20 protein-coding genes are annotated in these 20,969 nt (G+C 32.8%); all 20 read left to right on the top strand.

Going from position 1 to position 20,969, the window contains the following annotated elements:
- Positions 1 to 373: YveK family protein (locus tag UGRO018_RS09905; RefSeq protein ID WP_416326320.1), on the top strand; the 373-nt coding region annotated here is incomplete at its 5' end.
- A 3-nt stretch (positions 374 to 376) separates the two neighbouring features.
- A complete protein-coding gene (locus tag UGRO018_RS09900; RefSeq protein ID WP_416326319.1) occupies positions 377 to 1,162 on the top strand; it encodes a tyrosine-protein phosphatase in 786 nt (261 codons plus the stop codon).
- A 1-nt stretch (position 1,163) separates the two neighbouring features.
- Complete coding sequence (locus UGRO018_RS09895; RefSeq protein ID WP_416326318.1) at positions 1,164 to 1,889, top strand: CpsD/CapB family tyrosine-protein kinase; 726 nt, start codon at positions 1,164 to 1,166, stop codon at positions 1,887 to 1,889.
- A complete protein-coding gene (locus UGRO018_RS09890) occupies positions 1,879 to 2,397 on the top strand; it encodes a transcription termination/antitermination NusG family protein (protein ID WP_416326321.1) in 519 nt (172 codons plus the stop codon). The genes UGRO018_RS09895 and UGRO018_RS09890 overlap by 11 nt, the downstream gene beginning before the upstream one ends.
- A gap of 128 nt (positions 2,398 to 2,525) precedes the next feature.
- Complete coding sequence (locus UGRO018_RS09885) at positions 2,526 to 4,370, top strand: polysaccharide biosynthesis protein (RefSeq protein ID WP_416326317.1); 1,845 nt, start codon at positions 2,526 to 2,528, stop codon at positions 4,368 to 4,370.
- Positions 4,371 to 4,374: 4 nt separating this feature from the next.
- A complete protein-coding gene (locus UGRO018_RS09880) occupies positions 4,375 to 4,932 on the top strand; it encodes a PglD-related sugar-binding protein (RefSeq protein ID WP_416326316.1) in 558 nt (185 codons plus the stop codon).
- A gap of 13 nt (positions 4,933 to 4,945) precedes the next feature.
- Positions 4,946 to 5,566 (top strand): sugar transferase, encoded by a 621-nt coding sequence (locus UGRO018_RS09875; protein ID WP_416326315.1) that lies wholly within the window; start codon positions 4,946 to 4,948, stop codon positions 5,564 to 5,566.
- The gene (locus UGRO018_RS09870) at positions 5,563 to 6,435 is read left to right on the top strand and encodes an NAD-dependent epimerase/dehydratase family protein (protein WP_416326314.1); all 873 of its coding nucleotides are present in this window, start codon (positions 5,563 to 5,565) and stop codon (positions 6,433 to 6,435) included. The genes UGRO018_RS09875 and UGRO018_RS09870 overlap by 4 nt, the downstream gene beginning before the upstream one ends.
- Positions 6,432 to 7,517: a glycosyltransferase family 4 protein gene (locus tag UGRO018_RS09865; RefSeq protein WP_416326313.1), complete on the top strand. Its 1,086-nt coding sequence runs from the start codon at positions 6,432 to 6,434 to the stop codon at positions 7,515 to 7,517. Before UGRO018_RS09870 ends, UGRO018_RS09865 begins: the two co-directional genes overlap by 4 nt.
- Complete coding sequence (locus tag UGRO018_RS09860; RefSeq protein ID WP_416326312.1) at positions 7,507 to 8,811, top strand: nucleotide sugar dehydrogenase; 1,305 nt, start codon at positions 7,507 to 7,509, stop codon at positions 8,809 to 8,811. The genes UGRO018_RS09865 and UGRO018_RS09860 overlap by 11 nt, the downstream gene beginning before the upstream one ends.
- A gap of 18 nt (positions 8,812 to 8,829) precedes the next feature.
- Entirely contained in the window at positions 8,830 to 9,804 is a 975-nt protein-coding gene (locus tag UGRO018_RS09855; protein ID WP_416326311.1) for an SDR family oxidoreductase, read from the top strand.
- A 418-nt stretch (positions 9,805 to 10,222) separates the two neighbouring features.
- Positions 10,223 to 11,338 carry a glycosyltransferase gene (locus UGRO018_RS09850; protein WP_416326310.1) on the top strand — a complete coding sequence of 372 codons (1,116 nt, stop codon included), beginning with the start codon at positions 10,223 to 10,225 and terminating at the stop codon, positions 11,336 to 11,338.
- 17 nt (positions 11,339 to 11,355) lie between these two features.
- On the top strand, positions 11,356 to 12,642 hold the full coding sequence (locus tag UGRO018_RS09845; protein ID WP_416326309.1) for an O-antigen ligase family protein: 1,287 nt from the start codon (positions 11,356 to 11,358) through the stop codon (positions 12,640 to 12,642).
- Positions 12,639 to 13,895 (top strand): glycosyltransferase family 4 protein, encoded by a 1,257-nt coding sequence (locus UGRO018_RS09840; RefSeq protein ID WP_416326308.1) that lies wholly within the window; start codon positions 12,639 to 12,641, stop codon positions 13,893 to 13,895. The genes UGRO018_RS09845 and UGRO018_RS09840 overlap by 4 nt, the downstream gene beginning before the upstream one ends.
- A 19-nt stretch (positions 13,896 to 13,914) precedes the next feature.
- Positions 13,915 to 15,183 (top strand): oligosaccharide flippase family protein, encoded by a 1,269-nt coding sequence (locus UGRO018_RS09835; RefSeq protein ID WP_416326307.1) that lies wholly within the window; start codon positions 13,915 to 13,917, stop codon positions 15,181 to 15,183.
- A 38-nt stretch (positions 15,184 to 15,221) separates the two neighbouring features.
- A complete protein-coding gene (locus UGRO018_RS09830) occupies positions 15,222 to 15,770 on the top strand; it encodes a DapH/DapD/GlmU-related protein (RefSeq protein ID WP_416326306.1) in 549 nt (182 codons plus the stop codon).
- Between the two features lie 424 nt (positions 15,771 to 16,194).
- Positions 16,195 to 17,247, top strand: a complete 1,053-nt coding sequence (locus tag UGRO018_RS09825; RefSeq protein ID WP_416326305.1) for a polysaccharide biosynthesis protein — start codon at positions 16,195 to 16,197, stop codon at positions 17,245 to 17,247.
- Between the two features lie 2 nt (positions 17,248 to 17,249).
- Positions 17,250 to 18,410, top strand: coding sequence for a polysaccharide biosynthesis C-terminal domain-containing protein (locus UGRO018_RS09820; protein WP_416326304.1), 1,161 nt, complete (start codon positions 17,250 to 17,252; stop codon positions 18,408 to 18,410).
- A complete protein-coding gene (gene wecB / locus UGRO018_RS09815) occupies positions 18,403 to 19,539 on the top strand; it encodes a non-hydrolyzing UDP-N-acetylglucosamine 2-epimerase (RefSeq protein WP_416326303.1) in 1,137 nt (378 codons plus the stop codon). The genes UGRO018_RS09820 and wecB overlap by 8 nt, the downstream gene beginning before the upstream one ends.
- 3 nt (positions 19,540 to 19,542) lie before the next feature.
- Positions 19,543 to 20,967 (top strand): LCP family glycopolymer transferase, encoded by a 1,425-nt coding sequence (locus tag UGRO018_RS09810; protein WP_416326302.1) that lies wholly within the window; start codon positions 19,543 to 19,545, stop codon positions 20,965 to 20,967.
- Positions 20,968 to 20,969 lie beyond the last annotated feature (2 nt).

Genomic DNA, 20,969 nt, shown 5'->3' with positions numbered 1-20,969 from the left:
GAAGGAAGTACAGAATGCAATCAGTGTTTCCAACAAGACAGAAACAGAGATTATAGACATTAAGGCAACAACCGATGACCCAACAAAATCTCAACAGATAGTCAAAGCTACAACAGAAATATTCTTCAAAGAAGTAAAAGATACGCTGAAGATTGAGAACATGACCGTGTTGAATGATCCGGAAGTAGATGAGGTACCAGTATCTCCAAGCAAGAAAATGAATACCTTGATAGGAGCACTTCTTGGTTTGTTGTGTTCCGGTGGATATGTGTTCTTAACGTACTTGTTAGATAAACGTTTGAGAACAAAACAGGAGGCAGAGAGCTTCCTTGGTATCCCTGTACTTGCGGAGATTCCGTTCTACGAGGAATAAGAGATGTCATACATAGATACGCATAATCATATGGCGTGGGACATTGATGATGGATTTCAAAGCATGGAGGATAGTGAAACAGCGCTTCGGATGATGGAGAAGGATGGTATCACTAAAATGATCGCCACACCGCATTTTGTTCCAGGACAATTGGATCAAGATAGTGTGAAAGAAATGCAGGAGCGTATTCAGAATCTAAGGATGTTGGCGAAACCTTATGGTGTAGAAGTGTATCCCGGCAGTGAATTGTTCTTGAATCATGAATATATCGAAGCTTTGGACAGTGGTTATTACAACACATTGGCAAACAGTTGTTATCTGTTGTGTGAGTTTGATGTAAGAAAGAACATTGACCATAACGATGAAGTAGAAGATATGCTGTATGAATTGACAGTAAGAAATTTGATTCCTGTTGTTGCACATGCAGAACGATATTTTCATGAAGGTATTGATCTAGAAAGAGTACAGGAATGGATCGATATGGGATGCAAGATCCAGATCAATCGAACTAGCATCCTAGATATGCATGGCTCGACAGTACAGAAGAATGCACATAAACTGCTGGAAAACGCAATGGCGCATTTGATTGCAAGTGATGCCCATCGACCATCAGGAAACAGGATTTGCATGCTGTCCGATGTTTATCGATATGTGAGTGATACGTATGGGGAAGGCAATGCAGAGATATTGATGAAGAGAAATCCAGAGCATATCATCAAGAATGAAGATATGGAAGAAATAGAAGTAGTGAAGAAGAAATCAATCTTCAAGAAATTATGGAGGAGATAGGATGGATGTAAAGATAGCACCGAAGCAAACCAAGACAGACAGCAGGAAGAATGTAAAGAGCAATCAGTTTGCTTATACAGAAATCTACAGACAGCTTAGAACAAATATAGAATACTCATCATTTGAGAAGAACATCCAGGTGGTGAACGTGGTAAGTACGAATCCATCAGAAGGAAAAAGTAGTGTCGCAAGTAATCTAGCAACCGTTAGTGTTGCAAAATATTCAAATGTACTATTGATTGACTGTGACCTAAGAAAACCGGTACAGCACAAGATATTCAAGGTATCGAACAAGATGGGATTGAGCAATCTGATGAGAAACTTTGATACGTTCGATGTGAATGAGGATACTTATTTTCAGAAGTTCAAAGACAACACGAGTGATGGAAGATTGTTCCTTTTGACAAGCGGAGTGAGAGTACCAAATCCTGGTGAATTATTGAGCAGCGAGAAATTCAAGAAATTGATGGAACAGCTGAGAACAAGATTTGATTTTATCGTCGTAGACTGTCCACCAATCAGTGCAGTGGCAGATGCGATCCCAGTATCACATAACTGTGATGGAACAGTATTCGTTATTTCAGCGAAAGATACTGATAAGAACGAAGCGAAAACAGCATTGACCGAATTGCAGAGAAATGGATGCAACGTATTAGGAGCCGTCATGACGATGACCGAAGCAAGTGCAAAACATTACTACAACTATTACTACAGCAATGAGAAATAAGAACTGGTATGTGATGTATGTTCAAGGAGGGAAAGAAACCTTTCTAAGAGACATGATCAACCGCAAAGGAGATGTAGTATCTTTCGTACCAATGATGGAGCGAAGATACAAGATCAAGGGAGAATATCAGATACAAAGAAAGCCGATGTTTCCAGGATATTTATTTATCAAAACAGAGGAAGAACAAGAGTACATCGAACGATTGTTTCAAGAATATCGCATGAAGTTAAAGGGATTTAAAAAGTTGTTGAAATATGATGAAGAAGGCACAAGTGCGCTTCATGAAGAAGAAATCAAGTTCCTGAACGATATCCTGGATGAGGAATACACATTGAGGATGTCAAAAGGGAAAATCATAAACAAAGTAACGATGATCGAAGAAGGTCCGTTACAAGGACTGGAAAGCAATATCAGAAAGATAGACAGACATAAGTGTCTGGCAAAATTATATGTAAAGGTCTTGGACAAGGAAGTTGTCGCAGGATTGGAAATCAGAGAAAAGGAATGATCCAAAGAATCAATAGTCGCTAAAGTCGCTTTGAGGAAGGGAACAGGATACAGGGAACTGCCACATCAATGCTATGGGGTAGGGGGAGCTGTATCTTTTTTTCTAGAAATGAGGAAAGGGGAAAGAGAATGAAAAAGAAACTGTTTCATCCCAGAATGATTGCATTGGTCTTATGGGATGTGTTTTCAATTGCGGCAGTGAGCTATGTCTCATTGATCCTGCGATTTGATGGGACAGTACCACAACAGTATATGGAAGGATTGAGAGCAACAGCTGTTCCAGTGATAATGTGTGGGATCTTGGTGTTTTATCTGTTTCATCTGTATAAAAGTCTATGGGAATTTGCTTCGTTAACAGAAATGAAAAATATCGTAGTGGCATCCATCGGAGTAAGTCTTTTAAATATTGCAGTAAGCGTATTGACAGATCATCCAATGCCAAAGTCAAGTTACTTTATATTTTTTCTGTTATTGACAGCGATGACAGGAGGATCAAGGTTTTTATACAGGTTTTTGAGAAGTTATAAAAGTAAATCTTTAGCTAAAAGCAAGGAAGCAAGTCATGCGATGATCATAGGCGCAGGCGATGCAGGAGAGAAGCTTGCGAAAGAGATCTTACATTCCAGTCATGTGTACAAGGAAGTAAAGTGCTTCATTGATGATGACAGTACAAAATGGAATCGAAGCATCCATGATATTCCAGTTGTGGGAGGAAGAGATGCAATCGTAGAAGCAGTAAAGAAATATGAAATACAAGAGATTTTGATTGCGATGCCATCAGTATCAAGAAAAGAAATGGCAGAAGTGCTAAATATCTGTAAACAAACAAAATGTAAGCTGATGAAGTTACCAGGGATGTATCAGTTTGTGAATGGGGATATCACGATAACAAAATTAAAAGATGTAGAGATACAAGACCTTCTAGGAAGAGAACCAATCAAGGTGAATATGGATGACATCATGGGTTATGTCAAAGATAAGGTCGTGATGATAACCGGAGGTGGAGGAAGTATTGGAAGTGAATTGTGCAGACAGATTGTGGCAAATGATCCTAAACAGTTGATCATCGTGGATATCTATGAAAACAATGCATATGACATCCAGTTAGAGCTGAAACATGACTATCCAAATTTGAAACTAGAAACGATGATTGCCTCTGTAAGAGATAAAGGGAAAATAAACGATCTATTCAAGAAGTATCATCCGGATATCGTGTATCATGCGGCAGCACACAAGCATGTGCCACTGATGGAGGATGCACCAAATGAGGCAATCAAGAACAATGTGTTTGGAACATTGAATGTGGTGAAGGCAGCTGATCAATATGGAGTTAAGAAGTTTATTCTTATATCTACTGATAAAGCAGTAAATCCAACGAACATCATGGGCGCAACCAAACGAATCTGTGAAATGATCGTACAGACTTACAACAAGAAGTCAAAGACAGATTATGTAGCGGTAAGGTTTGGAAATGTGCTTGGATCAAATGGAAGTGTGATTCCTTTATTCAAAAAACAAATTGAACAAGGTGGACCAGTTACGGTAACCCATCCAGATATCATTCGATTCTTCATGACGATACCAGAAGCTGTATCTCTAGTGTTACAAGCAGGAGCCTATGCAAAGGGTGGAGAGATCTTTGTGTTGGATATGGGAGAGCCGGTAAAGATTGCAGATATGGCAAGAAACTTAATCAGACTTTCAGGTTATGAGCCGGATGTGGATATCAAGATTGAATATACCGGATTGAGACCAGGTGAGAAATTATATGAAGAAATGCTGATGAAAGAGGAAGGGATGCAGACGACCGGAAACAAACTGATCCATATAGGGAAACCAATAGAGATGGATGAGGAAGCGTTGTTCTTGCAGTTAGAGAAATTATATGAAGCAGCATATGCAGAAACTGATCAAATGAGAGAACTGGTACAGCAGTTGGTAACGACGTATCATCCTGAAACGGTGAAAGGGTAGAAACATGAAACTTCTAATATTGGGATGCGGAGGACATGGAAGATGTTGTCTTGAAATTGCGGAAGCAATGAACAAATATGATGAAATTGCTTTTTTAGATGATGAGCATGTGGGAGAAATCATCCTAGGTAGAAAAGTGATAGGAAGAATGAGTGACCTAAAGCTTTTAGGAAAAGAATTTGATGAAGTGTTCATTGCTATTGGAAACAACAGATATCGGAGAGAATTACAGGAAGAAGCAGAAAAGCAATTTAAGATTGCGACACTGATCCATCCGTTGAGTTTTATTTCTAATCACACAAAGATAGGAAAAGGAAGTGTGATCTTTCCTTATGTTTGTATAGAGAATAGCACAAGCATAGGAAAGAGCTGTATCATCTGTGCAAACAGTGTGATCAATCATGATGCAACCGTTGGAGATGGATGTCTGATCTATGCGAACACAACGATACGAGCAACAGCAAAAGTCAAAGATTATGTAAAGATAGGAAGCAATTGTAGCATTTCATTTGGCAAAGAGATAGAAGCAGAAAGCATTATAGAAGATGGAAGGATATTATAGAAAGGGGAAGGTCATGTATAGGAATTGTCTGAAAAGAATACTGGATTTTTTATTGTCATTGACAGGATTGATCGTATTGAGTCCAGTGTTTCTAATATTGTGCATATGGATTAAGATTGACAGTAAAGGTCCGATCCTATTCAAACAGAAAAGGGTAGGAAAAGAGAAAGCATATTTCAACATATTGAAGTTTAGAACGATGTCAATTGATACACCAAAGGATACACCGACGCATCTGCTGGAGAATCCAGAGCAGTACATCACGAAGGCAGGAAAGTTCATGAGAAAGACATCATTAGATGAACTGCCGCAGATCATCAATATCCTGGCAGGCCAGATGTCAGTGATAGGTCCAAGACCGGCATTGTGGAACCAATATGATCTGATTGAAGAAAGAGACAAATATCATGCGAATGATATACGACCGGGATTAACAGGATGGGCACAAATCAATGGAAGAGATGAATTGGAAATAGAAGTAAAAGCAAGACTGGATGGCGAGTATGTAAAGCGACTGTCCTTTTTATTTGATATGAAATGTTTTTTTGGAACGATTACATCTGTGTTAAGGCATGACGGGGTGGTAGAAGGGGGAACAGGGGAGTTGCAGAAAAAGGATGTGAACAGAGAATGAAAAAGATACTGATCACAGGAGCAAACAGCTATATTGGAACATCTTTTGAAAATTATATGAAAGAATTTAATGATTATAAAATAGATACACTGGACATGCAAAACCCTGATTGGAAGAAATATGATTTCAGTCCATATGATACAGTATTTCATGTGGCTGGGATAGCACATGCGGATGTTGGACATGTATCAGAGGAAAGAAAACAACTTTATTATAAAGTGAATACAGATTTAACCATTGAAACAGCAAAAGCTGCGAAAAAAGCTGGAGTAAAGCAATTCATCTATATGAGCTCTATTATTGTATATGGCGAAAGCGCACCAATCGGAAAGAAAAAAGTGATTACAAAAGATACGATTCCTTCACCTGCTAATTTTTATGGAGACAGCAAGTTGCAGGCTGATCTGGGATTATTGCCATTGTCCAATGAAATTTTTAAGGTGTGTATCTTAAGACCTCCAATGATCTATGGTCCAGGCAGTAAAGGGAATTATCCATTGCTATCAAAAATGGCGAAGAAGTTGCCAATATTTCCTGATATACAAAACGAAAGAAGTATGTTGTTTATAGGAAATCTGTGTTGGTTCATAAAGAAATGTATAGATGAAAATCAAGAAGGTATCTTCTTTCCTCAGAATCAAGAATATGTAAGAACATCTGATATGGTAAAAGAAATAGCAAAAGCAAACAATAAGAAAATATATGTAACGAAGCTTTTGAATCCTTTTGTATATCTTGCTTCCCATATTCCTGGGAAGATCAGCGGAATGTGTAATAAAGCGTTTGGCAATCTTTGTTATGATAAAAACAATTTAGTTGTTGAGACGTTACTTAAGGAAACAATTTATTTAACAGAGGTTAAGAAATGAAGAAGAAAATATTATTCTTGGTTAACCATGAAATTGTCATATATAATTTTAGAAAAGAATTAGTAATCGAGTTATTAGAGCAGGGGTATGATGTAATTATATGTTCTCCAAATGGAGAAAAAATTAAAAAACTAATTGGTTTAGGATGTGAATTTATAGAAATAAATATAGATAGGCATGGACTAAATCCATTCTCAGATGTTGCCATATTATATAAATATTACAAAATAATAAATAAAATAAAACCATTTGCTGTCTTGACATATACAATAAAACCCAATATATATGGGGGAATTGCTTGTTCTTTAAAAGGAATTCCTTATTTTGTGAATATTACTGGACTTGGAAATGCATTGGAGAAAATAGGCTTTTTGCGTTCATTATCTATTATTTTATATAAAATTTCTATGAGAAAGGTTAACAAAATTTTTGTACAGAATTCGCAAATTAAAGATTTTTTTATAGAGAATAATATTTCCAAGAAATTAAGTCTTATTCCTGGCTCAGGAGTAAATTTAAAGGAATTCAAATTACTCCCATATCCAGAAGAACATGATTTTGTAAATATTCTTTTTATAGGAAGATTGATGAAGGCTAAAGGAATTGTTGAACTATTAGAAGCAGCAAAAAAACTGAAAAATGAAAAAGTAAAAATTAAAATGATTGGTTTTTTGGATGACAATATTTCAAATGAATTATTTGATTCAGATAATATTGAATATTTAGGGTTTCAATCAGATGTAAAAAAATACATCGAAGAATGTAGTGCAGTTATTTTGCCATCCCATCATGAAGGAATGGCAAATGTTTTGCTTGAGGCGTCTGCTTGTGGAAGACCAGTTTTAGGATCTAATATTTCTGGCATAAAGGAAATTATTGATGATGGAATCACGGGGTTTCTTTTTGAAAAAGAGAGTAGTGATTCAATATACAACAGTATAATGGAATTTAATAAATTAACATATGAAAAACGGCAAATAATGGGATTAAATGCTAGAAAAAAAATGGAGATGCTTTTCGATAGAAATATCATAGTAAATACATATATAAAAGAAATTGGAGGAATTAAAAATGATATGTAAAGAACTTTTGAATAGAAATGAAAAATTAAGCCTAATAGGACTAGGCTATGTTGGAATGCCAATAGCCGTTGCATTCTCTAAACATATGGATGTAATTGGATTTGATATTAATTCTGAAAAAATTAATCAATATAAAGATGGATACGATCCAACAAATGAAATAGGAAGTGAAGGCATAAAAAACTGTAAAGTCGATTTTACTTCTGATGAATATAGATTAAAAGAAGCAAAATTTCATATAGTTGCTGTACCTACACCTGTGAAAAAAGATCATACACCAGATTTAACCCCAGTCGAGGGGGCCAGCAAGATTTTAGGAAGAAATCTTTCAAAAGGCTCTATCGTGGTATATGAATCAACTGTTTATCCTGGAGTCACTGAAGAGACATGTGTTCCAATTCTCGAGAAAGAATCTGGACTGAAATGCGGTATAGATTTTAAAGTAGGTTATTCACCAGAGAGAATAAATCCTGGAGATAAAATACATAGACTGGAGACAATAACCAAAATTGTTTCTGGAATGGATGAAAGTACATTAAATGAAATTGCTGAGGTCTATGAGGTTGTTGTCAAAGCAGGTGTATATAAAGCTGAATCAATAAAAGTTGCTGAAGCAGCAAAAGTAATCGAAAATTCTCAAAGAGATATAAATATTGCATTTATGAATGAATTATCTATAATTTTCAATAAATTAGGAATAGATACACAAGCGGTTTTAAAGGCTGCAGGGACAAAATGGAACTTTTTGAATTTTACACCGGGATTAGTTGGCGGGCACTGTATTGGAGTAGATCCATACTATCTGACTTATAAAGCAGAGCAAGAAGGATATCATTCTCAGATTATTTTATCAGGCAGAAGAATTAATGATGATATGGGGAAATACGTTGCTGAAAACGTTGTGAAAAGGATGATCAATGAAGGAAAAAGTATAAAAAATGCTAAAGTAGGTGTTTTAGGCTTTACATTTAAAGAGAATTGTCCAGATACTCGTAATACAAAAGTTATTGATATCATTAAAGAATTAGAAGAATACGGTATCAACCCAATCATTGTTGATCCAATTGCAGATGCAAAAGAAGCAAAACATCTTTACAATCTTGATTTTAGGTTAAAAGAAGAATTAATTAATCTTGATAGTTTAATTATAGCAACTAGTCATCAAAATTTTATGGAGATGAATATTGATGAATTTGATAAAATGTTTAAAGACAAAAAAATAATTATAGATGTAAAAGGAATACTCAATAAAAAAGATTTTGAACAGGCTGGCTATTCCTATTGGCGTTTATAACAGAAGGGAGAATTTTAAATGGGATATAAAAATCTAAAATTTGATAAAGAAAGTACATTTCTTGTAACAGGTGGAGCTGGTTTTATTGGCTCAAATTTATGTGAAGCTATTTTGGAATTGGGTTATAAAGTAAAATGTCTTGATAATCTATCAACTGGTAAGCAGGAAAATGTAAATATGTTTTTAGACAATCCGAATTATACATTTATCAAAGGTGATATTACTGATTTGGATACATGTTTAAAAGCTTGCAAAGATGTTGACTATGTTTTAAATCAAGCGGCTTGGGGAAGTGTTCCGAGAAGTATAGAAATGCCATTGTTTTATGAAAAGGTGAATATAGGGGGGACGTTGAATATGATGGAAGCAGCTAGACAAAATCATGTTAAAAAGTTTGTGTATGCTTCCAGTTCAAGTGTCTACGGTGATCATCCCGTTCTTCCTAAGGTAGAAGGCCAAGAAGGAAATTTATTAAGTCCATATGCATTGACAAAAAGAGTAGATGAGGAATATGGTAAATTGTATAAAAGGCTTTATGGACTAGATACATATGGTTTACGATACTTTAATGTATTTGGAAAACGTCAAGATTCCAATGGAGTTTATGCAGCAGTGATTCCAAAGTTTATCAAACAACTTCTTAATGACGAAAGACCAACAATTAATGGTGATGGAAAACAATCAAGAGATTTTACATACATAGATAATGTAGTTGAAGCCAATCTTAAGGCTTGTTTGGCTTCAAGTGAAGCGGCTGGAGAGGCTTTCAATATAGCATTTGGTGGTAGAGAGTATCTAATTGATATTTATTATAACTTATGTAAAACACTTAATAAAAATGTAGAACCCATTTTTGGACCAAATAGAAATGGTGATATTAAACATTCAAATGCAAGTATAAATAAAGCAAAAGAATTACTTGGATATGACCCTGAATATAGCTTTGAAAAAGGAATTAAAATAGCTATTAATTGGTATAAGAAAAATTTATAGATGTATGATGTAAATTATACGACTTGAAGGATTTTTAAATAACATATAAAAAAGATATGCTTTTTGTTATCTCAGTAAATCATGTTTGATTTTATCATACCACATTAAAATTTTACTGATAACAAATATTAGAAATGATTTATAAAGTAAAGTATTATGAAATAATCTTAATTTTAGTATGTAAGTGAAGTTAATTAAAGTAGAAGCTTAATTATAACAAGGGTGTAGTGTTTTGACATATATTATTTTTGAATATTATTAAGGGATATAATCATGAATTAACATAATATGAAGAGAAATAAGAAAGTCAAGTATTTAGAAGGACAAATTGAAAAGGAAAAATAGACACCTACAATTATTTTCAATATCAGAAAATTAAGTTCATTTAGGTAGGAAGTTATTGTAAGGAGATTGTTTAATGAGAAAAAAAGTGATATATATAGGAGGATTTGAATTTCCTGATAAAAATGCTGCAGCTCATAGAGTGTTAAGCAACGCAAAAATTTTAAATGATATCGGAAATAATGTAATCTTTATTAGCATTGATAAAAGTTTAAAAAAAAATGATATTGAAAACACATTCAAACTTGTCCAAGGATTCGAAACATATGCGATTCCTTATCCTCATAAGACTGTGGACTGGATACGGTATTTAACTAGTATAAGAGATTATGTTCAAATAATAAATAAGTATGATGGAATTGAAGCGTTAATATGTTATAACTTTCCCTCTATTGCATTAAATAAGCTTAGAAAATTCTGTGAAAGTAAAGAAATTAAATGTCTTGCGGATGTTACAGAATGGTATTCTGTCAAGGGACGTGATTTATTTTCTAAAATTATCAAAGGCTTTGATACATGGTATCGTATGAGAGTTGTGCATAAAAGACTGGATGGGTTAATAGTGATTAGTAAATTCCTTGAATCATATTATCAACATTATAATGTTATTAGCATACCACCTTTAACAGATACAGATGAAAAAAAATGGGATGGAAATTATTCTAAAAGTAAATCAGAAATGAATTTAGTTTATGCAGGAAATCCGGGAAATAAAGATCGGATTGATATTCTCATAGAAGCTTTGAAAATTGTTAGAAGAGAGATTCGTTTAGATATCATTGGAATTACATTAGAACAATATATTGAAATGTATCCAAATCATAAGACTTTTTTATTATCTTCTAAAATGATAACATTTCATGGAAAATTAAGTCATCTTGAAACTTTAGAGTATGTAAAACGTTCAAATTATAGTTGCTTTTTCAGAATGGACGATAGAGTAAGTAAAGCTGGATTCCCAACGAAATTTGTTGAAGCAATTTCATGTGGAACACCAGTAATAACAAATGCATCTAGTAATATCAAGGACTATATGAATAAAGGAAAAAACGGTATTTGTATAGATAATTTAAATTATTTATGTATTGCAGATACTTTAGATAAAGTACCTGCAGAACTTCCAGTCGAAAAAGATTTATTCTTGTTTAGAAGATATGAAAATGAAATGAAAATATTTATGGGAAAACTATGAGATTAAGAGGTGGAGGAATGAATACAAATATTTTTTTACTTACCAAGGAAAAGATAACATTTATTTGTGCAACTTTCATTATCATTTTAGGACAGATATCTATTTTTTTTGATTCCAGTGCGGTGTTGATTATAGCCTTAACTGTAAGTGTTCTTGTTGCTATTAAAATTGATCAAAATGAATTTGTTCCATTTATGTTGCTTTTGATTGCACCTAATAGAAGTTTAACGTTTGGGTCAATATCAGCGCCTACAATAATAATGCTCATTGGAGTACTGCGAAGTTTAAATGGAGTAACATTAAAAATTAGCAAAAATTTTTTTATCTATATTTTAGTCTTTCTTGGTTATTGTGTTGCAACAATAGGAATAGGGGAAAGTCAAGTATTATCAGCTTTCAAGATTGTAGTCGTACTTCTTTTTATTTGGATATATTGGAGTAGAGATGAGATAGAAAAGTTATATGTGAAATATGTGAAATGTTGCTCTTTTGGGTGTATTATATCAACTGTTATAGCTTTGTTTTTTAATCCATCATTTTTAAGCGAATCAACGAGGTTTTCAATTTCAGATAATGGTGGAGAAAATGTTTTGGGCATTATATGTGGTGTAATGGCACTTCACCTTCTGTGTATTTTTCTAACAGAAAAGGGACAGGAAAAGGGTTCTGCTGTAATGGCTGTTTTTTTAATAGCAATTGGTTTGATTACAGGATCAAGAAGTTTTTTAATGGTTTTAGGGATAGGTGTTTTTAGCATTATTACTATTTCTTTTTTTAAACTAAATATTAAAAGATTAGGTAAAATACTGATATTAATGGTATTTGTTGCAGGAATTGGCATTTTGATTTTGAGTACAAATGATTTTTTATCTGAGTATATGGATCAATTAGTGTATAGAATCAATAAACTAGCTACACAAGATATATCTAACGGAAGATATGAAATATGGAAACAATATTTGGCATTATTTAAACAGAATAATATTTATTTTTGGTTTGGTAATATGGATCTCACAGAAAATGGTGTAATATATGTTGCCCATAATATGCTTCTAGAACAAATTGCATCAATAGGAATAATAGGGTCATTTATCATTTCTGCATTATACATTAGTACCTATTTACATATAATTCGAAAAAGTAAATCATATATAATATGGTTTTCTGAAAAGATTGTACCTTTCATTGGATTTATTATTGTAAGTTTTGTTTCTCATACTTTATTAGGCGTTCCGCAGACTATTATGTTATATATTTGTGGGATGGCGGTTTTGAAGTCAAAAAAAAGGAGGACTACTAAATGAAGATTTTATGGGTAACTGCACAGGTTTTACCTCTTGTTGCAGATGATTTAAATCTTCCTAAATTAGGATTTGGCGGATGGATTATGAATATGCTGAACCAATTGGAGGAAATTGACGAAATAGAATTAGGTGTCGCTATGGTATCAACTAAGATAGATAAAATTTTTGAAAAACAATCAGGTAAAATTAAGTGTTTTGTAGCTCCAGATGAAGGAAATAAAAGTATAAACAACCATTATAGAGATGAGATAATAAAACGATTCAAACCGGATATTATACATATAGAAGGAAATGAGTTTCCTATACAAAACAAGTTTTCTAATATCAAGGACATTCCAACTCTTGTATCTTTGCAAGGGATATTATCTGGTTGTGAACCATATCAATATGGTGAAATTCCAATTGTGGATTATCTATTTAGTTTCAAGAATAAAAACATTATAAGCTCGTGGATTTTGTATTTTAGAAAGCATTTATTATTTGATAAAAGAATTAATTTAGAAACTCAAACTATTAAAAATGCAAAATATTTAATGGGAAGAACTTTTTGGGATCGAGCACATAGTTATTGGATAAATTCTACTAGTAAATATTATAAATGCAATAGAATACTGAGACCTTCATTTTATGAGCAAGAATGGGATGGTAATGATTGTCAAAAATATACAATTTTTATAGGGAATGGATATTCTCCTTTAAAAGGACTTCACTTTATTTTAAAAGCTATATCGCTATTAAAAAAAGAATTCCCGGATGTGAAAGTATATGTTGCAGGTCAGTGTCCAATAGTAAAATCTAAAAAATTATCATTTCATAAATTTGGTTATAGTAGATATATTAGAAGAATCATAGAAAATGATAATTTAGGCGATAATGTATTTTTTACAGGTGTTTTGCAAGAGCATGAAATGCTAGATAGAATGAAAAAAAGTAATGTTTATGTATTACCATCTCTTATTGAAAATAGTCCAAACACACTCGGAGAAGCAATGATATTGGGGATGCCATGTATTTCTGCTTATACAGGTGGAGCATCTGAGATGGCAATTAATGAAAAAGAGTGTTTATTCTATAGAGCAAACGACTTTAAACTTTTAGCTTGGCAGATTAGAAGATTATTTAAAGATGAAAATATGGCAAAAGAACTTGGAATAAAGGCAAGAAAGCATGCAATGAATACACATGATCCAATAACAAATAGAAATGCATTATTAGATGCATATGAAGATATTATACAATCAAATAGAAAGTAGCTTTTTAAGGAGAGATTAGATGCAAGATCATGATGATATACAAAGTGTGGCCAATGGTAAAACTTTAAGTATATATAGTAAGACAATAGTATTTAAACTTATATGTGTAGTAATAGGCTTTGTCAATTCAATTTTAATAAATAGATGTCTAGGAGTAGCATTAAGAGGGGAGTATACAACTATATTAAACTGGGCTAGTTTATTACAATTATTTTTGAATTTAGGCATAGGAACAACTTATCCTGCTTTTAAACGAAAATATCCAGATGAATGTAAACCAATTTTTACTACTATTATAGCTTTAATGGCAGTTATATATTTAATGATTATATTTTTCTTATTTCCAAGTTTAGATAGTTCGTATAGGTTTATTGCAATACTTGCACTCATTACAACCATTGAAAGCTTGCTTATCTTTATTGCTATAGTTGAGGATGTTTCAAAAAGAAATTTAATAAATATAGTAACTTCGGTATTACATACAATTGTTTTAGGAGTTATATTTATTTTTTTGAAATTTAAACTAAGTGCTATATTAGGTGCTGTAATTATTGATCATTTAGTGTTTTGTACAACACTGATAGTTTTATTTCAAATATCTAAAATAAGAATACATCTGATAAATAGAAAAATAATAAAAGAAATAATGATTATCGCAATTCCTGCTATGCTAATGAATATGTTGATGTATTTAAATTATCATGCAGATGTTCTTTTTTTGAGTTATATTACAAAAGATAATTATGCTGTTGGACTATATGGTACAGCAATTACTTTGGGAAACATGTTGTGGATAATTCCTGATGCTTTTAAAGATATACTATTTAATAGGGCAGCGAAAAAAGATAATCCAGAAGAAGTCATAGTTTCTATAATATGTAATTTTTTAATTTGTATAGTTGTTTTAATTGGTTTTCTTTTTTTGGGAAAGTGGTTTTTAGGTATTATGTATGGAAGTGATTTTATAGCTGCATATCCACTCGTACTAATGCTTTTTATCGGTACACTACCAATGGTTTTATATAAGTTGATCCATCCTATATACATAGCAAACGGAAAAACTAAAACAGTGGTATTGTTACTTTCGATAGCAGTTGCTTCAAATTTTATTGGAAATATAATTATAATTCCTTATCTTGGGGCAATGGGAGCAGCAATAGCATCTGTGATTTCATATTCTATATGTGGTATTGCATTTTTTATAAAGTTTTGTAAAGATTTTAAAATCAATTTTAAAGCAACATTAATAAAAGTTTTTAAGTTAATTAAAAGAATATTTGATAAATAAATTTAATAGTTTTCTAATGAAAAAAAGAGGTAAATTAAATGAATATTGCAAGAATTCGACGTGGGATAATTAAAAAAATACTAAGTGTTAGAAATCCAGTTAAATTAGCAAAACTTATTGGAGTAAATTTTGTAGAAAATGGATTACATATTTATGGAAAAATTGATTGGGGGACTGAGCCTTGGATTATCACTTTAGGAACCAATGTACATATTACAGAAGGAACCAGATTTATTACACATGATGGTGGTACTTTGCTGTTTCGAGATAAGGTACCAGATTTGGAAATTACAAAACCAATAAAAATTGGAAACAATGTGTACATAGGAAACGATGTTATAATCTTACCAGGTGTAATAATTGGCGATAATGTAGTTGTGGGTGCTGGTGCGGTTGTATCGAAAAGTATTCCTGATAATTCTGTAGCGGTTGGAATTCCAGCTAAAGTGATAAAAAATATAGATCAATATTTTGAAAAAATACAACGAGAGTCTTTATGTCTAGGTAATTTAAAAGGTAAAGAAAAAGATCGAGAACTAATGAAATATTATGACTATAAGGGCACTTCAAAAGGAATATATTTTTAAATATCAGAGATGAATAATTGAGATTATTAAACATATGTGTGTATTTCTACATGAAAGTTCCAAATTTATTTCAGAATATTATTGATGAGAAAACAAATCGCAGACAAAGTATTCTGAAATATAAAATTTGTAGATTTCTTTATTTTGATATTATTCCTATATGATGCACCTAGATAATTTTGAGAGCATTAAAGATGAAGAAAAAAGCCCATAAGTATAGTCTTATGAAATACAAATTCTTAAAAATTTCTTCTTTGTGGTCATCATATGGTAGCTCTCATATTTTGATTGCTTGCAGAAGCGATTTTATAGTTTTTATCATGTAACAATGATGGCATTTTTATTTATCAGATATTCACTATTATGTATGAAATGATAATATATTAATCAACAAAATAGAAGTGACTAATTAAGGAGAAACGTAATGCAAACTGCTGAATATTTTAAAAATAAAGTTTTAATGATTACTGGAGGAACAGGTTCTTTTGGTAATGCAGTATTAAATAGATTTCTAAATACAGATATCAAAGAAATAAGAATTTTTTCAAGAGATGAATTAAAACAGGATAATATGCGTCATGAGTATCAGTCAAAATATTCTGGGGTATCTGACAAATTAAAATTCTATATTGGCGATGTCAGAGATATCAATTCAATAAAGAATGCAATGCATGGAGTAGATTACATCTTCCATGCTGCTGCTTTAAAACAGGTGCCTAGCTGTGAATTCTTCCCTGTTGAAGCAGTAAAAACAAATGTATTAGGTACAGAAAATGTACTTACTGCTGCCATTGAATGTGGTGTGAAAAAAGTAGTTTGTTTATCTACTGATAAAGCAGCTTACCCAGTTAATGCAATGGGAACAAGTAAAGCAATGATGGAAAAAGTAATTGTAGCGAAATCAAGAACGGTTGATTCAGAAAAAACAAGCATCATGTGCACAAGATATGGAAATGTATTAGCATCAAGAGGTTCGGTCATACCTCTTTTTATTTCGCAAATTAATGATGGAAAACCTCTAACATTAACTGAACCAAGTATGACTCGTTTTGTAATGACTTTAGAAGAAGCAGTAGATCTAGTCTTATTTGCTTTTGAACATGGCACAAGTGGCGATATCTTTGTACAAAAAGCGCCAGCTTGTACAATTGATGTATTAGCAGAAGCAACTAAAGAATTGTTCCATGCTGATAGTGAAAACAAAGTAATTGGTATCCGTCATGGAGAGAAAATGTATGAAACATTATTGACTGATGAAGAATGTGCACATGCAATAGATATGGGTGACTTTTATAGAGTACCAGCAGATAAGCGTGATTTGAATTATGATAAATATTTTTCAGAAGGTGTAGAAAAGAGTCATTTATCTCAATTTAATTCAAACAATACCAGATTGATGACATTAGAACAAGTAAAAGATAAATTGCTTGAAGTTCCATTGGTTAGAGAAGAACTAAAAAAATGGGAGAATAAATAGATATGAAAATTCTTGTAACTGGTTCAAAAGGATTTGTCGGTAGAAATTTGGTAGAAACACTAAAAACAATCAGAGATGAAAAAAATAAAACAATGTGTTTAACATCTGATCTTATGCTATATGAGTATGATTTGAATAGCACAAAAGAAGAATTGAAAGAGTTTTGTTCCGATTGTGATTTCATCGTTCATTTAGCAGGTATAAATAGACCACAAACTCCTTCTGAATTTTATGAAGGAAATCTTGGCTTTACCGAGGCTCTTTGTTCCTATTTGAAAGAAGCAGGAAATAAGTGTCCTATTATGATTTCTTCTTCAATTCAAGCAGAAAGAGATAACGATTATGGGAAAAGCAAAAAAGCTGGCGAAGATGCCTTACTAGCTTTTGGGAAAGAAAACGGTAATCCTATTTATATTTATCGTTTTGCTAATCTATTTGGCAAATGGTGTCGTCCTAATTACAATAGTGTAGTCGCAACATGGTGTCATAATATTGCTCATGGTCTAGATATTCAAATCAATGATCCATCAGTAACATTACCATTATGTTATATTGACGATGTTGTAGAGGAAATCATCCATTGTATTTGTGGTAATCCTTATATTGTTGATGGTGTGCATTATGGTGTAGAAAAGGTATACAACTGTACCTTAGGTAACTTAGCTAATACAATCAGAAGCTTTAAAGAATCAAGAACAACTCTTGAAGTAATTAATCAAGCAGACGAATTAACAAAGAAACTTTATGCGACTTATCTGAGCTATCTTCCTGAAAATGAATTCAGATATCCATTAAAAATGAATATAGATGAAAGAGGTAGCTTTACGGAATTCTTGAAGACCAAAGAATATGGTCAAGTTAGTGTGAATATATCTAAACCAGGAATCACAAAGGGAAATCATTGGCATCATACAAAGAATGAAAAGTTTCTTGTAGTCAGTGGAACAGGTTTGATTCAATTCAGAAAAGTCGGAGAAGATAAGATCATTGAATATCAAGTAAGTGGCGAAAAACTAGAAGTGATAGACATTCCAACAGGTTATACACACAACATCATCAACATAGGAGAAACTGATATGGTGACGATCATGTGGGCCAATGAAATGTTTGATCCTAATAAGCCAGATACTTATTTTGAAAAGGTGGTAGAAGAACATGAGTAAATTGAAACTAATGACAGTCATAGGCACAAGACCAGAAATCATACGTTTGTCAGAAGTCATTAAAAAATGTGATACATATTTTGATCAGATACTTGTACATACAGGACAGAATTATGATTATTGTTTGAATCAAGTGTTTTTTGATGATCTAGGTTTAAGAGAACCAAATTATTATCTTGAAGCAGTAGGAAATGATCTTGGAGAAACAATAGGTAATATCATTGCGAAAAGTTATAAATTGATGAATGAGGTAAAACCAGATGCATTATTAATCCTAGGTGATACCAACAGCTGTTTAAGTGCAATTAGTGCAAAACGTTTACATATTCCAATCTTCCATATGGAAGCAGGAAATAGATGTTTTGATGAATGTCTTCCTGAAGAAACGAATAGAAGAATCGTAGATCATATTTCAGATGTGAATCTGTGTTACAGCGAACATGCAAGAAGATATTTGAATGCAGAAGGAACTGCAAAGGAAAGAACTTATGTGACAGGTTCTCCTATGGCAGAAGTACTAAGAGCGAATCTTTCGCAGATTGAAGCTTCTGATGTATTAAAACGATTAGATCTAAAAGAAAAAGGATACATCTTATTATCAGCTCATAGAGAAGAAAACATCGATACAGAAAAGAACTTTATCGACTTGTTTTCTTCCATTAATAAACTTGCGGAACTCTATGATATGCCGATCCTTTATTCATGTCATCCTAGATCAAAGAAGTACTTGGAACAAAGAGGATTTCAATTAGACGAAAGAGTCAGACTTCATGAGCCATTAGGGTTCCATGATTATAACAATCTACAAATGAATGCATATGCAGTGGTAAGCGACAGTGGAACACTACCAGAGGAATCTTCTTTCTTTACAAGCATAGGAAAATCATTTCCAGCAATTTGTATCAGAACAAGTACAGAACGACCAGAAGCATTGGACAAAGGATGTTTCGTACTAGCAGGAATCAGTGACAATGGAGTAGTGCAGGCAGTTGAAACCGCAGTTACAATGAATGAAAATAATGATTTAGGTATACCGGTACCAAACTATGTAGAGGATGTTAGCAATAAGGTAGTGAAACTAATTCAATCTTATACTGGGGTTGTCAATAAAATGGTATGGCGTAAGTAGATTATGAAAAGCTATCTTCAAAAATTGAAATCAGGATTTTTGTATAAAGTGATTTTAGGATTGACTTTGGTATTAATGTGTATCATGTTTTATGCAGTTTACTCATTGTTTCAGTATAAAGTATCCTATGCATTGATAATGCTTTTCATCACTTTTTTATGTACTGTGATACTTTTTCTGGTTCAATTCAAAAAGCCAAAACTCACTTGTATATTACAAATCATTCTATGCATCCTACTTTTAGTGTGCAGTCTAGCGTTACATAAAGTCAACACAGTCACAAATAAGCTGTCAGATACAACAGAATATCAAACCATTCAAATCATCGCAAAAGCAGACAGTAAGATATCTACTTTATCTAACTTTACATCCTATCAAATGGCATATGATCAAAATGATAGTAATGGATATGATTATGCAAAAGAAATCTTAGATGAACATAAGATCGTATTAAAGAATTTGATGCCTGTAGAAAGCACCAAGAAAAGTTATGAGCTACTAAAGAACAATAAGGTAGATCTGATGGTATTGACCTCTATTGGAAGAAGTGAATTAGAGGAAGAAACAACAGATTTGGATAAAGAAATCAAAGTCATCTTCGAAAAGAAAGTAGAAATGAAACAGGCACAAGCAAAACATGTAGATATTACAAAAGATCCTTTTACTCTCTATATTTGTGGTACTGATCTATCAGGAATCAATGATGTTGGATCTACAGGAAGAGGCGATGTGAATATCCTTTTAACCATCAATCCAACAACAAAGAAAGTCAATCTACAGGTTGTACCACGAGATTTATTTGTCTATATTCCAGTAAAAGATGCTTCTAGTAAGTTATCCTATAGCGGATGGTGGGGAGGAGTAGAATCCTCTATCGCAAGTATAGAGCAGGCATTAGATATTGATATCAACTATTATGTGAAGATGAATTTTACAGGTTTGATGGACCTTGTGGATGCATTGGGTGGTGTGGATGTGTATAGTCATTATACTTATACTCCTGGAGGATTCACCATCAATGAAGGAATGAACTATGTGAATGGGAAACAAGCATTGGCATTTGCACGTGAGCGAAAATCTTTGCCATTAAATGAACGAAGCAGAGGCTATCAACAGATGGAGTTGATCAAGGCAATCTTCACCAAGTTTGGAGAAGAGCCAAGCTATGATCATGCGATGAAAGTAATTGATAGTATATCAAATAACTTTACAACTAACCTTCCTAAAAGTGATTTCTGTGATGCGTGTATGTTGGTAATAGATTTATTGCCACAGTTACAGAATATGGAAGTACACAGCATAGAAGGGGAGTATAAGTGGCATATGGATGAGGTAAGGACAGCTGATTATCTGTATTACTTTTATCCGGCAGATGGAGAGATAGAGAAAGTAAAGGGTCGAATAATTCAAACAAAAAAACTGGTTTAAAA

It is taken from the genome of Hoskinsella mucinilytica, assembly GCF_045223415.1.
Lineage (GTDB): Bacteria > Bacillota_I > Bacilli_A > Erysipelotrichales > Erysipelotrichaceae > Hoskinsella > Hoskinsella mucinilytica.
This window is presented reverse-complemented; position numbering and strand designations above follow the sequence as displayed.

Bases quoted from the DNA above. Each gene is read 5' to 3' on its own strand.
- UGRO018_RS09900 (WP_416326319.1), top strand. From the start codon at position 377: ATGTCATACATAGATACGCATAATCATATGGCGTGGGACATTGATGAT.
- UGRO018_RS09895 (WP_416326318.1), top strand. From the start codon at position 1,164: ATGGATGTAAAGATAGCACCGAAGCAAACCAAGACAGACAGCAGGAAG.
- UGRO018_RS09890 (WP_416326321.1), top strand. From the start codon at position 1,879: ATGAGAAATAAGAACTGGTATGTGATGTATGTTCAAGGAGGGAAAGAA.
- UGRO018_RS09885 (WP_416326317.1), top strand. From the start codon at position 2,526: ATGAAAAAGAAACTGTTTCATCCCAGAATGATTGCATTGGTCTTATGG.
- UGRO018_RS09880 (WP_416326316.1), top strand. From the start codon at position 4,375: ATGAAACTTCTAATATTGGGATGCGGAGGACATGGAAGATGTTGTCTT.
- UGRO018_RS09875 (WP_416326315.1), top strand. From the start codon at position 4,946: ATGTATAGGAATTGTCTGAAAAGAATACTGGATTTTTTATTGTCATTG.
- UGRO018_RS09870 (WP_416326314.1), top strand. From the start codon at position 5,563: ATGAAAAAGATACTGATCACAGGAGCAAACAGCTATATTGGAACATCT.
- UGRO018_RS09865 (WP_416326313.1), top strand. From the start codon at position 6,432: ATGAAGAAGAAAATATTATTCTTGGTTAACCATGAAATTGTCATATAT.
- UGRO018_RS09860 (WP_416326312.1), top strand. From the start codon at position 7,507: ATGATATGTAAAGAACTTTTGAATAGAAATGAAAAATTAAGCCTAATA.
- UGRO018_RS09855 (WP_416326311.1), top strand. From the start codon at position 8,830: ATGGGATATAAAAATCTAAAATTTGATAAAGAAAGTACATTTCTTGTA.
- UGRO018_RS09850 (WP_416326310.1), top strand. From the start codon at position 10,223: ATGAGAAAAAAAGTGATATATATAGGAGGATTTGAATTTCCTGATAAA.
- UGRO018_RS09845 (WP_416326309.1), top strand. From the start codon at position 11,356: ATGAATACAAATATTTTTTTACTTACCAAGGAAAAGATAACATTTATT.
- UGRO018_RS09840 (WP_416326308.1), top strand. From the start codon at position 12,639: ATGAAGATTTTATGGGTAACTGCACAGGTTTTACCTCTTGTTGCAGAT.
- UGRO018_RS09835 (WP_416326307.1), top strand. From the start codon at position 13,915: ATGCAAGATCATGATGATATACAAAGTGTGGCCAATGGTAAAACTTTA.
- UGRO018_RS09830 (WP_416326306.1), top strand. From the start codon at position 15,222: ATGAATATTGCAAGAATTCGACGTGGGATAATTAAAAAAATACTAAGT.
- UGRO018_RS09825 (WP_416326305.1), top strand. From the start codon at position 16,195: ATGCAAACTGCTGAATATTTTAAAAATAAAGTTTTAATGATTACTGGA.
- UGRO018_RS09820 (WP_416326304.1), top strand. From the start codon at position 17,250: ATGAAAATTCTTGTAACTGGTTCAAAAGGATTTGTCGGTAGAAATTTG.
- wecB (WP_416326303.1), top strand. From the start codon at position 18,403: ATGAGTAAATTGAAACTAATGACAGTCATAGGCACAAGACCAGAAATC.
- UGRO018_RS09810 (WP_416326302.1), top strand. From the start codon at position 19,543: ATGAAAAGCTATCTTCAAAAATTGAAATCAGGATTTTTGTATAAAGTG.